Origin of the sequence: Cohnella rhizosphaerae (assembly GCF_029525575.1) — a bacterium.
Lineage (GTDB): Bacteria > Bacillota > Bacilli > Paenibacillales > Paenibacillaceae > Cohnella > Cohnella rhizosphaerae.
In genome coordinates this window covers 2533800-2546750 of sequence record NZ_JAPDIA010000003.1, presented here as the reverse complement: position 1 = coordinate 2546750, position 12951 = coordinate 2533800, and the positions used below count along the sequence as shown (strand labels likewise).

The window sequence follows — 12951 nt, the reverse complement described above, 5'->3', positions numbered from 1 at the left end:
GCGGGTGCTGCCGGGCTTGTTAGGGTTCGCCTATAGAATCAAGCAAGAGAGTCAAGCAAGGCTTGCGCCTCGCTTCGCCAGTCGGCGTCCCCGTCCCGCAGTGCCTCGCGCAGCCAAGAAGCGGCCTCTTCCGGGCGGTCGGCCAGTATCGCGCATCTCGCGGCGTTGACCTTGGCGGAGACGAACAGCCCCGTGCCGGACCACGGATTGGTCTTACCGGCGTACTGACGCGCGTAAAGCGCTTTGTATCGTTCGAAAAATCCGATGCCTGCGAGGCCCGCTTGCCTTGCCCCTTCATCGTCTCCTTCGTCCATCAACTGCTGCGCAAGCTTCGCGAACCTGGCGATAACCGCGTTTTGCGAGTCGCGATCGAAACGGGCGAGCCGCAGCGCCTCTTTCAAGTGCGTCTCCGCCTTTGCAACCTCGCCTGCGTCCGCGTAGGCCAGCCCTAGCGCATAATGCACGGTCGGCGAATCCGGCTCGTAGCGCAGCCCGGTCGACAGCAGGTCGGCCCGTTCGGCCGCCGGCAGCAACGCCGCGGCTTCAAGGCGCGGTCGATTCCACGGCGGGTTGGCCCGCTGGGCTTCGCGGAGCAGCGCGAGCTTCGCCGCCTCGCCCCTGGCCGTCTGCGCCGCTTCGTACGCGCCCGCCGCCGACTTGTAGCGGACGGCCGGCGCCGCGGCAGCGATCGCCGTCGCAAGCAGCACCAGCGCCGGAACGGTCAGCCCGACATTGCGCGCGGCCCTTGGGGCGTCCGCGGCGCGCATGGGCGCCAGGGAGCGCGCCGGCGCAGGCTCTCGCGCCGGCAGCGACAGATGCAGCGCCAGCCAGAACAGCAGCAGCAGCCAAATATAGGCATAGGACCAATCGAAGTCGACGCCTGCATGCAGCGCCAGCACGGCCGCGGGTCCCCAGACACGCCCGGTTCCCTGACGACGCCAAAGGATGACGGCAAAGCCTGCCAGCATGGCGAGCAGCGCTGCGAAACCAAGCGCACCCGTATCGATAAGCGCTTCAAGGTAACCGCTGTGCACCTCGTTGCCGATATACGGAGCGCTCTGGTACAAGCCTACCTGCATGCGCCAGGTCTCCCCTCCCGCGCCGAAGAGCGGACGGTCGGCGAACATGCGCAGCGCGTCCTTGTAATAAAGCGCGCGCGCGCCGGCGGTCTCGAGGTTGCCTCCCGCGCGTCCGCCAGAGCCGCCGTCGGAAGCAAGCAGCAGGTAAGCGATCGCCGCGCAGACCGCGAACACCGCCGCCCCGCCCCAAAACGTCGTGAGCTGCCGTCGCAGCCCTGCGCCGATGCCCGACGACCGCTCCCCCCTCGGGCGGTCGCAGCAGCAGCGCCGCCACGGCGTACGCGGCGGCAAGCCGCGGCCAGCGTCCAGGCTGCCGCTCCCGGCGTCCCGGCCTCCATCGCGAAAAATGCGGATCTGGCCGCGATCGCGGCGCCAAGCGCGGCAATTCCCGCTGCCGCGAGACCGTAGCCCCTGCGGTCCCTGCGATAGGACGCCAGCAGCGACACGAGTCCTGCGGCGGCAAGCGCGAGCATGGCCCCTCGCGACTCGGTCAGCAGCAGCACGGTCAGCGCCGGCACGAGCGAGACGGCCGCAAAGATCCTCGCGACGCATCCCGGCCGGTCAAGCTGCTGCCATAGGGCAAGCGCAAAAAAAAGCCGCAACGGCGCCGCAGGCGTTGGGGTACTGAAGAAAGCCGGCCAGCCTCGCGCCGGTCATCGATAAGGCGGCATCCGACGACCGGTAGACGATATCCGGGTAATGGATCCAGCCATACCAGCCTGCCAATCCGCCCCATACGAAATACAAACCGGCGACGTGCAGGGCGGCATGTCCAGCCGTCCTTCCGCCGCGCCGCGCGGCAAACAGCGCCGCCAGCGCGAGCCATGCGCCGTATGCGCACCATCGGAGCAGACTGTCCGCCGTCCCTTTGACGGACGCCGGGCCCGCCAGCCAGGCGCAGCCGTATGCGGCCGCAAGCCCCAGCGGCGCGAGCGCCCACCAAGGCGGCGCCCGTCCGACGGCGACCGCGGCGATCGACGCGACGGCCGCGGCGAAGAGCAGCGCCGACTCGAGGCCGTACAAGTCCGCGTCGTAAAATAGCCCCTGCTTGTAAGCGGCCCAGCATAACACCCAAGCAAACAGCAAGCCGCCGGCCAGCGAAAACGTTATCCGCAGCAATCCTTTGTAAAACATATCAAATCCCTGCTTCGTTCAGCGTCTTTTCTCTAGCGTAGCGGCTTTGCAGGCCCGCCGCAAGCGCGGCTCCGCTCTGCCCTGCATTAAGAGACGACGACCCGATTGCGCCCATCGTTTTTCGCTTTGTAGAGCGCCACGTCCACCTTCGCGAACAACGCGCGCAATTCTCCGGCGATGTCCGTCCGTTCCTCGCCTGCGTCCGAAGCGGCCGCCGCTTCGTCGCTTCCGTCGGTTACGATTCCCATACTGATCGTGACGCTTATTTTCTCGCCTGCGATCCACGCTTCGTTGCCGACCACGGAAGCCATGATGCGATCCGCCACCGCCTGCGCCTCGTCGCGATTCGTCTGGGGCAGGAACACCGTAAACTCCTCCCCGCCGTAACGCGCCAGCAGGTCGATGCTTCTAAGCGCCGAGCGCGCAGCCTCGGCCGTCGAACGGAGCACTTCGTCGCCCGCAAGATGTCCGTACCTGTCGTTGATCTGCTTGAAGTGGTCGATATCGAACAGGAGGATGGAGAAAGGAACGCCTCGCTGCTTGCAAAGAAAGGCTTCATGTTCGACGTAATGCTGGAAAAAGGTCCGGTTGAAGCAGCCGGTAAGACCATCCGTAATCGCGGCCTTTTCCAGCTTCTTGTTCGCGCGATAGAGCTCGTCCTGAATCGCGATCAGCTCCAGATTCCGCTCGTGGAGCGCTTCGTTTTTCTCGTTCATCTCGTCGATCAGCTTGCGCTGCTCGGTGACGTCGTAGAAGGCGACGATCCGCCCCTGCAAGCTCTTGAACTGATCCATCAACGGCGAGATCTGCAGCGAGACCGATCGGTAAGGCCCGTCCGTCAGCAAAATTTCCGTACGAATCCGATCCTCCGGATGATGCCTGTAACGGAACAGGAACTCGCTCACGTCGTTCGCGGGCTGTCCCGACAGCAAAATCCGTTCGAGATCGAAGGTCTCTCCCTTGACGAGGTGCGCGAAGCCGACGGCGCTGCGGTTGAAGTCCAACACTTTGCACGATTCGTCGATCACGACGATCCCGGTCTCCACCTGCTCGAAAATCTTGTGCTTGGCGGTATCGACCAGATCGAATACGCCGTACCGGTAAATCGCGACGACGAAACAAATATCGGACAGGACGATGCCTGTCGAGGTAAGCCCTTGAACCACGCCGAGCCAAGGCGACAGCACGACGTTGAACAGCAGGTCTAGCACCGCGAACACCGTGAGCACGAACATGCCGAGCAGGGAGGTGGCCAGCTGCTTGCGTTCGTTGAGCGAGCGAACCGTCCGGTGGGCATTAAACATATGGAGAAGCGCGATAAAGAAGTACGCGAATTGAACGAAAGTCATGATCCAGAACAGCGGGCCGTACTGCCGATCCGCGTACTGTCCGTCTTCCGGCTTCAGAAATTGGCCGAACGGATTGAAGATCGCGGACGCCGCGCAGAGAAGCGCGGGCATGAAAAACGCCAGCAGGCGGGGCGGTCTTCGCAAATAGTGCGTTCTCTTTGTGAGGAACAGCACGAAAGCGAGCCAGCCGGGCCCGAGCAAGCTTAACGCGACGAAGGATACGGTCAAGTAGAAATGCTGATAGGAGGGGATATCCGTGGAACGCACGCCGACCTGCCCCAGCGGCCAGAGCATCATGATAAAATGGAATGCCAGATAAGCCTTGTGCGTTCTGGATATCGGATTAAGGGCAATGAAAAGGCCGAGCAGCACAAACAGACAAACGAACAACAGAAAGTCTGGCCGGATAAATTCCAATCGGCTCACCTTTTCATGGAAAGACTAACCCATTAACCCGGGCAATTGATTTATTCTATCACAGGCCGGATTTTGCCGACAAGGCGAATGGCAAACATTGTAAAACCAAATCTTGAATTCCCCTATACCTTCGCTTTAAATTCCATACCTTTTTCCATATAAGGCGAAATCGATAGAAAATCCCTGAATTTCTCGTAATCCTGCCACGTTTGCGCAGAGACCGGCGAGCCTGTGCGGACGGCGCGAATGAGCAAATTTTTGGGCGTATGCTCCAAATCGATGAATTCCAGCATTTGCACCTTGTAGCCCGAAGCTTCCAGCAGTTGAGCGCGCACCGCATCGGTGACGAGCGCGGAAAAACGCTCTTTCAATATACCGTGCCGCAGCAGCGGCTTAAGCAACGGCTGTTCGATCTGGCCCATCAGCTCATGCTGGCAGCAAGGCACCGACAGGATGACCGACGCTTGCCAGCCCACGGCCTTCAGCAGAGCGGCGTCCGTCGCCGTATCGCAGGCATGCAGCGTCACGACCATATCGACCCGGTCGGCGTCCGCATAATCCGCGATATCGCCTACCGCGAACCGAAGGCGATCCCAGCCGAGCCGTTCGGCCAGCTTCGCGCAGTCCGCGATGACGTCGGCCTTCAGGTCGAGTCCGATGATCCGCACGCGCAGACCTGTCCTGATGGCGAGCAGATGGTACAGCGCGAACGTTAAATAAGACTTGCCGCACCCGAAGTCGACGATGGTCAGCTCCTTGTCGGCCGGCAAATGGGAAACGACGTCCGCCACCATCTCGAGAAACCGGTTGATTTGCCGGTACTTGTCGTACTTCGCCTTGATCACTCGCCCCTCGGACGTCATGACGCCGAGCGCTTCGAGGAAAGGCACAGGTTCTCCTTCGGGCAGCACGTACGATTTGGTTCGGTTGTGCGAGGGCGCCGGTTCGGCAGCGCCTCCGGCCGCCGCAGCCTTCGCCGTCGGCGCGCCGCGAAGAACGGCGGCCTTGCCCTTTTTGCTGACGAGAATCTGGATGTCGTTCTCCGGCGTCTTGAGCAGCGCCTGGCGGTAATCGCGTTCGACGAGGCGCAGCAGCTCGTCGGCGGCGTCGGCGGGCGCCATATTGTGATGAAGCGCCTTCGCGCCGGCGAACCGTTCGAATTGATAACGCAGCTCGCCTTTAAGCAGGACGGGACGAACGGCAATCTTGCGCGTCTCCTCCGACTTGCTTCGCGGTTGGCTGACGGTCGCCTGGATCAGCTTGCCCGCCTCGATCGCGCCCCTGACGAGCGCGCTCAATTCTTCCGTTGTCGTCTCCGCGCTCATGATGCCGTCTCCTTCGTCAGATTGTTCCATTGACGCACGCCTTCGCGCAGCTCGTCGCGCGAGAGTCCGCCGCGTTCCAGCGCCTCGTCATCCAAGGCCTTCAGCCTTTCGTAAAAGGACAGGCCTTCCTCGGTCCCGGCCTCCCCGGCATCGAACAGCTCGTACAAGCTGTTTTCCGCATCCGCGTAGCGCCCGGCATGCTCCTGCCATTCCCAAGCGGCGCGCAGCGTCTGCGCGGAGCCGTACAAGCGGGCCGGACCTTCGACAAGACGCTCCATCCGTCGCTCGAGTTCGAGACCTTCGACAGGCCCGTGCGTGCGGAGGACGTAGCCGATCAAGCGCAACGCCTTTTCCAGGCGCTGAAGGCTCTCCGCTTCGCGTCCCATATCCGCCAGCACGTCGCCCTCCTCCTGCAAAAAGGCGCCGATCGCTCCGATCGCTTCGGCGTCCGATCGCCCCCCGCCGCCGAACATCGCGATCAGGTCCGCGTCCGACAGCCCAAGCGCCAGCCTGGCCCGCATGCGCAGCTCCTTGCTCATGAACTCGTCGATCAGCAGCAGCGCCTCTTCGTGCTTGCCCTGCTGTTTGAGCCCCATCAGCGCGCCGAAGGCGACCGACATCTGATTGATCATCCGCATGAAGTAGTCGCGATCAAACATCGGCCGCTCCCTGCTTCGGCCCGGCGGCCGAGACGAACGAAAGGATCGCTTCGGCGAATGCCGCCGGTTGCTCCATCATGCCCATATGTCCAGCGCCTTCGAGCAAAACGTGCGTCACGTCCGGACCGGAGACCGGGAAGCGCTTGTCCGGGCCGATGACGTTGTCCGACGCGCCCGCCAGCAGCAGGATCGGAGCATCGAGCCCTTCCAGCACGCCGCGCCGGTCGGGACGGGCTCTCATGCCGAGCGCGGCCCCGATGCCTCCTTCGGGGGGAGGTGCCGAAGCCGATCGCCAGCGCGCGGTCGACCTGCGGTTGCAGCCGCGCCAGGTTATCCGGCGAAAACAGCTTCGGCACGAGGTCGCGGATATGCCCTTCCATGCCTTCGCTGGCGATGCGCGCCGCCACTTTGTCGCGATTCGCCTTGCCGTTTTCGTCGTCCGCGAAGGTCGTAGCGTGCAGCAAGCCGAGCCCCAGCAGCCGGTCCGGAGCGCGCTCCGCGAGCGCGAGCGCCGCATAGCCGCCCATCGAATGGCCGAGCACGAACGCTTGTCCGATATGCAAAGCGTCGAGCAACTGCAAGGCATCCTCCGCAAGCTGTTCCATCCCGTACGTTCCTCCGGTCGCCGCTGTCTCTCCATGTCCCCGCGCATCTGGCGCGACAACTCGCGCATGCGCAGTCAACAGGGGCAGCAAGTCGTCCCAATACGCCGCGCTGCCGCAATAGCCATGGAGCAGCACCAAGGGGGACGCCCCGTCCCTCGTCCTGATACGAGACTTCGAGCCCGTTATTTAATGTCAACCGGTTGCGAGCCATGCCAGCACATCCTTCCGCCGTTTTGTATTATTTTAACGAACTGTCGTCCTCGAACTCAAATGAAGCCGCCGCAATTCCCGTCGCGCGCGCGCCGAACGCGTCCGGACGCACATCGCCGAGCGCGGCGGCGGCCGCGGCGGCAATCCGCTTCGCCATCTCCATCACGGCGTAGAGCGAGGTCGTCTGCAGCGTCATGTAAGGCTTGGGGCCGAATTCGGCCACGACCGCCGCGACGCTGTAATCCCCGACCGGCGGGAGCGTCCCGCCCACAGACCTGGCCGGCTGCAGCGGTCCTTCGCCGAGCAGAAACTTTCCGACGTTCTCCGGCCGGCCCAGACAGGCGTCGATCGCGATCACGACGGCTTCCGCGGGCAACGACGACGCATTGCGCTCCAGCCTGTCCGCGTCGCAAGGCTCGCGCAGCGTGCCGATCACGCCGACGACGCCGCGCGCCTCCAGCATCGTGCCGACCAGCGGACCAAGGCTGTCCCCGGTCGAGCGGTCCGTGCCGATGCAGAGAAAGACGATCGGCTCGCCGGGATGCCTGACGAACGCGCTTCGAAAAAAACGCTCTAGCTCCGGCTCACCGGAAGCGGCAAAAAAAAATGGAAGCGGCCCTGGGGCGCGGTTTGCGGTCATCGTCAAGCCCCTTTCCGAAGTGATCCGTACGATCATGCAAAAATACAACGACCAAGGCCGGGACAGTGATTTTTTCTTGCGACCGCGCAAACGTATTCGATTGCTCGACTCACTGGGCAAAGCTCCGTGTTTTGAAAGGCCTCTCCATGTACTCCTTCATGCTGCTTCTCCCCGTCTAACGGATAGAAGATTCACCTTGGACGAACGGTTTCTCGTTACAGCGTATCACGCGACGATCGCTTATGCCAGCGCGGAGAAGGCTACGCTGTGATACAATGGGATGAGTTTATACAGAGAGAGGATGCTGCGCCAATGGATCTGTCCAAGCCGACACAGGAGAACGTAGAATATATGATTGAAGCGATCAAGACGAAGCTGCGGATGGCGTCGGGTGCCGCGATGCAAGCATCGCATTTCAACGCGGAGCGCTACGAGGATCTCAAGGACATATACGACATGGTCGCGTCCAAGGACCGGTTCAGCATCAGCGAGGTCGAAGCGCTCGTATCGGAGCTGGGCAAGCTGCGGGGTTAAACGGGCTCCGTTTCGTGCACGGGCAGACGCTTGGCCACGGCTTGGCCGCTTAGCGGCATTCCGTGCTGCTGTTGCTCCGATTCGCTGTCGTTCGGTCCGCTTAGCGGCATTCCGTGCCGCTGTCGCTCCGATTCGCTGTCGTTCGGGCAGCTTAGCGGCATTCCGTGCCGCTGTCGCTCCGATTCGCTGTCGTTCGGGCCGCTTAGCGGCATTCCGTGCCGCTATCGCTCCGATTCGCTGTCGTTCGGGCCGCTTAGCGGCATTCCGTGCCGCTGTCGCTCCGATTCGCTGTCGTTCGGGCCGCTTAGCGGCATTCCGTACCGCTGTCGCTCCGATTCGCTGTCGTTCGGGCCGCTTAGCGGCATTCCGTGCCGCTGTCGCTCCGATTCGCGGCCAATCCAGCGCTGGCCAAGCATCCGTCACGCCAAGCCAAAAGGGGCTGTCCCAAAAGCCCTCTAAAGTTGAAGTAGAAAGCTGAAATGATGTCAATAATAGCCAAACGGGACGAAGCAGAGGAATTTCCTGCTTGGTCCCGTTTGCGTTTTTGGTCGATGGCTAGCTTCTTGAGCAGATTATGGGCAAGGCAAAGCCATCCGACCTCGAGACTTACCTTGTCCAAGCCTCGAAGCAGAAAGCGCCGGAATCCCCGGTTGTTTTTTACTTGGCCGAATACACTTTCCGGCTCGATCATGCGACGGACGGATAGCTCATATCCTTCTTCGCTTCGCAACCGTTCCCGCATTTCATTCTTTTGCCGCCAGTACGTCAGGCTTACGGATATCTCCCGGTTACCTTTGGCTTTGGTGCATGCGGTTTTAAGCGGACAATCTTCACAGCTTGCGCTCCGGTAATGGCGCGTATGTATCTCGTAGCCACTCTCTGTCGTCGTTTTACTCTCGTAACGGAACGCAAGCTTCTGTCCGGCTGCGCAGGTCCAACTGTCTTCCTCTTCGTTGTAGTGCCAGTTGTCGATCTTGCCGATGTCTTTTTTCCAGGCTCTGCTCTTTTCTTTGTGGTAGGTGCCGTACTTTACGAGGGCATGGACCTGCTCCTTTTCCAGATAGGCATAGTTCTCCTCCCCACCATAGCCTGCGTCTGCAATGACGGTACCCGGCAGCTTGCCCAGCTTTTCTTTAACGCTCTCCAGATGCGGCTTTAGACATCTCGTGTCTGTCGGCCGCTGATGTACGCTGTAGCCGAGCACGAACTGGTTTTCCGTTCCGATCTGCACATTGTAGCCCGGCTTTAGCTGGCCGTTTCGCATATGATCTTCTTTCATCCGCATGAACGTCGCATCCGGATCGGTCTTGCTGAAGCTGTTCCGATCGCCCAAAAGTGCCTCTTGATGCTCGTATTTTTGAAGGCGTGGCAACAAGTCTTTCCGCAGCAAACGAACCGCTTTTTTTGAGCGGCTTGTCTTTGGGCTTCTCCTGTAGTTGTTCCTCTAGTCGCTGGATGGCCTGCTCCAGCCGGTCTGCCGTGAGCTCCGACGCTTCTCCAAGCTCCAGTAGATCAGCTCCGGCGTGCTCGGCATCCTCTTGCTGCTGCGCCTCTTCGATGGCTCCAAACAGCGTCCGCACCTTCTCTTGCAGCTTCGCGTGCTGCTTGACGACCGCCTTCTTCCAGACGAACGTGTAGCGGCCCGCATTGGCCTCAATCTTTGTCCCGTCGATAAAATAATGCTCGAGCTGTACATATTTTTCTTCCACGAGCAATTCCAGCACAGCCGTAAAAATCTGCTCGAGCACGTCCCTCATCCGTTCCGAGCGAAAACGGTTGATGGTGCGGAAGTCCGGCTGCTGGCGGCCGGCGAGCCACATGAACATGATATTTTCGCGGACGGCTTTGGCAATCTGGCGAGAGGAATAGAGGCGCTGCGTGTAGGCATAGATGATGACTTTGGTGAGCATTTTGGGGTGATAGCTATGCCGTCCGCCGCCGGGATAGGCTGCGTCGAACAAGGCGTCGCTCAGACGGTTCACCGCGCTATTCACGACGCGTACGAGATGATTTTCAGAAATATCCGTTTCCAAATCCATTGGCAGACAAAGTTGATCCATGCTATATTGAATGTACAAAGAAACCGTTCCTTTCGTAAATGGTTGCTCGACACTTCCATTTTACCAAAGAACGGTTTCTTTTTGTTTTACAAAAACAAAAACAGGGCTGCCCCTCAGGTCATTTTCATGATCCTTTTGGGACAGCCCCTTTTACGATGTCAAACCGCGTGCAGCTACTCTGCGCCGACGGGCTCGAAGCCCGCCGCCGCCAGGAAGCGCCCGAACGCCGCCCGGCCCGCGGCGTCCTGCTTGAACACGCCGGCGTCGCGCAGCACGGCGTGGAACTTGTCGCCCACGGCCGCCTGCAGCGCGGCCTTCGCGGCTTGCGGCGCCATCGCCGTGCCGTGCGCGGCGACCAGCTCCGCGATCCAATCCGCGTGCTTCGCGAGCGGATGCGATGCCCCGTCGTCATGGCCGCCGCCGATGGCCGCGGGATCGTACGCCGTCTCGCCCGTCAGCAGCGCCGCGATCTGCGACAGCTCCGCGTCGAGCCGGCCCGGCAGCACCGCAAGACCCATCACTTCGATCAAGCCGATGTTTTCCTTCTTGATATGATGCAGCTCCCGGTGCGGATGGAAAATGCCGTCCGGGTGCTCGTCGCTCGTGCGATTGTTGCGCAGCACGAGATCGAGCTCGTATTCGCCGCCTTCGGCGAGCCTGGCGATCGGCGTGATCGTGTTGTGGGGCACGTCGCCGCTCGCCGCATACACCTCTGCGGCCGGATCGCTATATCCGCGCCAATCGGCCAGCACCCGATCCGCCACGCGGAGCAGCGCCGCGCGGTCGCGGCTGCGCAGGCGCAACGCCGACATCGGCCACTGCACGATGCCCCCCGCGCACCCCGCGCTCCCCGCCGTGCGTCGCCCATTCCGCCACGCCCGCCTTTTCCATCGGGAATACGTGCCTGCCCCCCCTGGAAGTGGTCGTGATTCAGGATCGAGCCGCCCACGATCGGCAGATCCGCGTTCGAGCCGATGAAGTAATGCGGATAAGCGTCCACGAAGTCGAGCAGCCGCTCGAACGTCTCGGGCACGATCCGCATCGGCACGTGCTCGCCCCGCAGGATGATGCTGTGCTCGTTGTAGTACACGTACGGCGAGTATTGGAAAAACCACCGTTCGCCCCGCAGCGTGAGCGGCAAAATCCGCAGATTCTGGCGCGCCGGATGATCGGGCCGGCCCGCGTAGCCGACGTTTTCGCGGCACAGCAGGCACTTGGGATAGTCGGTCTTCGTCTGCGGCAGGCTGCGCAGCAGCGCGATCTCTCGCGGATCCTTTTCCGGCTTGGACAGGTTGACCGTGATCTCCAGCTCGCCGTCGTCCGTCGGATGCAGCCAGTAGCCGTTCTTCGCGATCCGGTCCATCCGGATGTAGTTGGAATCGATGTTAAGCCTGTAAAACCAATCCGTCGCCGTGCGCACGCCTTCCGCATCCGACAGCCTGGCGAAAGCGGCCGACGTCTCCGACGGACGGGGCATCAGCAGTCCCATGATGCGGGCGTCGAACAGGTCGCGCTGCGTCGTCGTATCGTCCGGGATCAGCCCCAGCGCGGCGGCCGCATCCAGCAGCGGCTCCAGCACGGATACCGGGCTGTCCAGCGTTTCCTCCGGCAGCGGGCCGCCCGCAGGCGCCGTCAGTCCGAACAAATCCAGCAGCGCGTTATGCGCGTCGTCCTCGTCCAGCTCGCCGATCATGCCGCGCTTCAGCGCGAAACGCACCAGCCGCCGGATCAGCGATCCGATCTCGTCCCTGCGCGCTTCCGTCATCAAGCCCGCGTCCGCGGCTTCGCCGTTGTTGCTCATCTCGCGTCATCCCTTCGTCTGCTCTAACCTTCCCTTGTCGCCGGCGCGGCCGGCGAAAACGCGCATTAGAAGCACATTATCGTGCAAAACGCATGCATGACGCATGCTTAACGCGCGCGCATCGCGCATTTCCACTCAACCCGCCGCATCTTTACTTGCCGTACCCGTCCGGATGCGCCGAATGCCAGGCCCACGCGCTCTCGACGATCGGGCGCAGATCGGCGAACTTCGGCGTCCAGCCGAGCTCCGTGCGCGCCCGCTCCGACGAAGCGATCAGCACAGCGGGATCTCCCGAGCGGCGCGGCACGATTTTCGCCGGAATCTCTCGCCCGGTCACCTCGCGGGACACGTCGATCACCTGCTTGACGGAGAAGCCCGTGCCGTTGCCCAAGTTGTAGACGGCGCTCTCGCCGCCTTCGCGCAGACGGTTCAGGGCGCGAATGTGCGCGTCAGCCAGATCGCTGACGTGAATATAGTCGCGGATGCAGGTGCCGTCCTCGGTCGGATAATCGTCGCCGAACACCGAGATGAATTCGCGCTGTCCAAGCGCCACCTGGAGCACGAGCGGGATCAGATGGGATTCGGGCGTATGGTCCTCGCCGATCTTGCCGCTCTCGTGCGCGCCGGCGGCGTTGAAGTAGCGAAGCGACACGTTCTTGATGCCGTGCGCGACGTCGAACCAGGAGATCATCTTCTCCATGGCCAGCTTCGTCTCGCCGTAAGCATTGGTCGGCTTGGTGCGGTCGTATTCGTCGATCGGCACCTTCTCCGGTTCGCCGTAAGTCGCCGCGGTCGAGGAGAATACGATGCGCGAGACGCCCGCCTTCTTCATCGCCTCGAGCAGCACAAGCGTGCCGTATACGTTGTTATGGTAGTATTTGCCCGGGTTCGTCATGCTCTCGCCGACGAGCGAATTGGCCGCGAAGTGGATGACGCCGTCGATTTCGTTTTCGGAAAAAATCCGGTCCAGCAGCGCTTCGTCGCGCAGGTCGCCCTTGTACAGCTTGCCGCCGAGCAGCGCTTCCTTGTGACCTTGGTACAGATTGTCTACCACGACGACCTCTTCGCCTTTGTCCAGCAGCGCCGCTACCGTATGGGAGCCGATATAGCCCGCTCCGCCCGTCACCAATACCGCCAT

The 12951-nt window shown here is 61.9% G+C and carries 10 protein-coding genes and 2 pseudogenes; 1 reads left to right on the top strand and 11 read right to left on the bottom strand.

What is annotated here, in order from left to right:
• Positions 1 to 38: 38 nt before the first annotated feature.
• The 7 genes from OMP40_RS16940 to yyaC all read right to left on the bottom strand — a co-directional run bounded on the left by OMP40_RS16940 (position 39) and on the right by yyaC (position 7418).
• On the bottom strand, positions 39 to 1370 hold the full coding sequence (locus OMP40_RS16940) for an O-antigen ligase family protein (protein WP_277532952.1): 1332 nt from the start codon (positions 1368 to 1370) through the stop codon (positions 39 to 41).
• A gap of 270 nt (positions 1371 to 1640) precedes the next feature.
• Positions 1641 to 2213 (bottom strand): hypothetical protein, encoded by a 573-nt coding sequence (locus OMP40_RS16935; protein ID WP_277532950.1) that lies wholly within the window; start codon positions 2211 to 2213, stop codon positions 1641 to 1643.
• Between the two features lie 86 nt (positions 2214 to 2299).
• Positions 2300 to 3979: a histidine kinase N-terminal 7TM domain-containing diguanylate cyclase gene (locus OMP40_RS16930; protein WP_277532948.1), complete on the bottom strand. Its 1680-nt coding sequence runs from the start codon at positions 3977 to 3979 to the stop codon at positions 2300 to 2302.
• Between the two features lie 122 nt (positions 3980 to 4101).
• Positions 4102 to 5334 carry a class I SAM-dependent methyltransferase gene (locus OMP40_RS16925; RefSeq protein ID WP_277532946.1) on the bottom strand — a complete coding sequence of 411 codons (1233 nt, stop codon included), beginning with the start codon at positions 5332 to 5334 and terminating at the stop codon, positions 4102 to 4104.
• Entirely contained in the window at positions 5301 to 5963 is a 663-nt protein-coding gene (locus tag OMP40_RS16920; protein WP_277532943.1) for a DUF6483 family protein, read from the bottom strand. The genes OMP40_RS16925 and OMP40_RS16920 overlap by 34 nt, the downstream gene beginning before the upstream one ends.
• Positions 5933 to 6703, bottom strand: coding sequence for an alpha/beta fold hydrolase (locus OMP40_RS16915; RefSeq protein WP_277533241.1), 771 nt, complete (start codon positions 6701 to 6703; stop codon positions 5933 to 5935). Before OMP40_RS16915 ends, OMP40_RS16920 begins: the two co-directional genes overlap by 31 nt.
• A 103-nt stretch (positions 6704 to 6806) precedes the next feature.
• Complete coding sequence (gene yyaC / locus OMP40_RS16910; RefSeq protein ID WP_277532940.1) at positions 6807 to 7418, bottom strand: spore protease YyaC; 612 nt, start codon at positions 7416 to 7418, stop codon at positions 6807 to 6809.
• Positions 7419 to 7730: 312 nt separating this feature from the next.
• Between yyaC and OMP40_RS16905 the strand changes: the two genes are divergently transcribed.
• Positions 7731 to 7952, top strand: coding sequence for a DUF1128 domain-containing protein (locus OMP40_RS16905; RefSeq protein WP_277532938.1), 222 nt, complete (start codon positions 7731 to 7733; stop codon positions 7950 to 7952).
• Here the strand turns inward: OMP40_RS16905 and OMP40_RS16900 are convergent.
• The 4 genes and pseudogenes from OMP40_RS16900 to galE form a co-directional block, all read right to left on the bottom strand.
• Positions 7949 to 8164 carry a hypothetical protein gene (locus tag OMP40_RS16900; RefSeq protein ID WP_277532936.1) on the bottom strand — a complete coding sequence of 72 codons (216 nt, stop codon included), beginning with the start codon at positions 8162 to 8164 and terminating at the stop codon, positions 7949 to 7951. The genes OMP40_RS16905 and OMP40_RS16900 overlap by 4 nt on opposite strands.
• Before the next feature lie 143 nt (positions 8165 to 8307).
• A pseudogene (locus tag OMP40_RS16895) lies at positions 8308 to 10030 on the bottom strand (IS1182 family transposase).
• 155 nt (positions 10031 to 10185) lie between these two features.
• Positions 10186 to 11777 (bottom strand): annotated as a pseudogene (locus OMP40_RS16890) (UDP-glucose--hexose-1-phosphate uridylyltransferase).
• 187 nt (positions 11778 to 11964) lie between these two features.
• Entirely contained in the window at positions 11965 to 12951 is a 987-nt protein-coding gene (galE, locus tag OMP40_RS16885; protein ID WP_277532934.1) for a UDP-glucose 4-epimerase GalE, read from the bottom strand.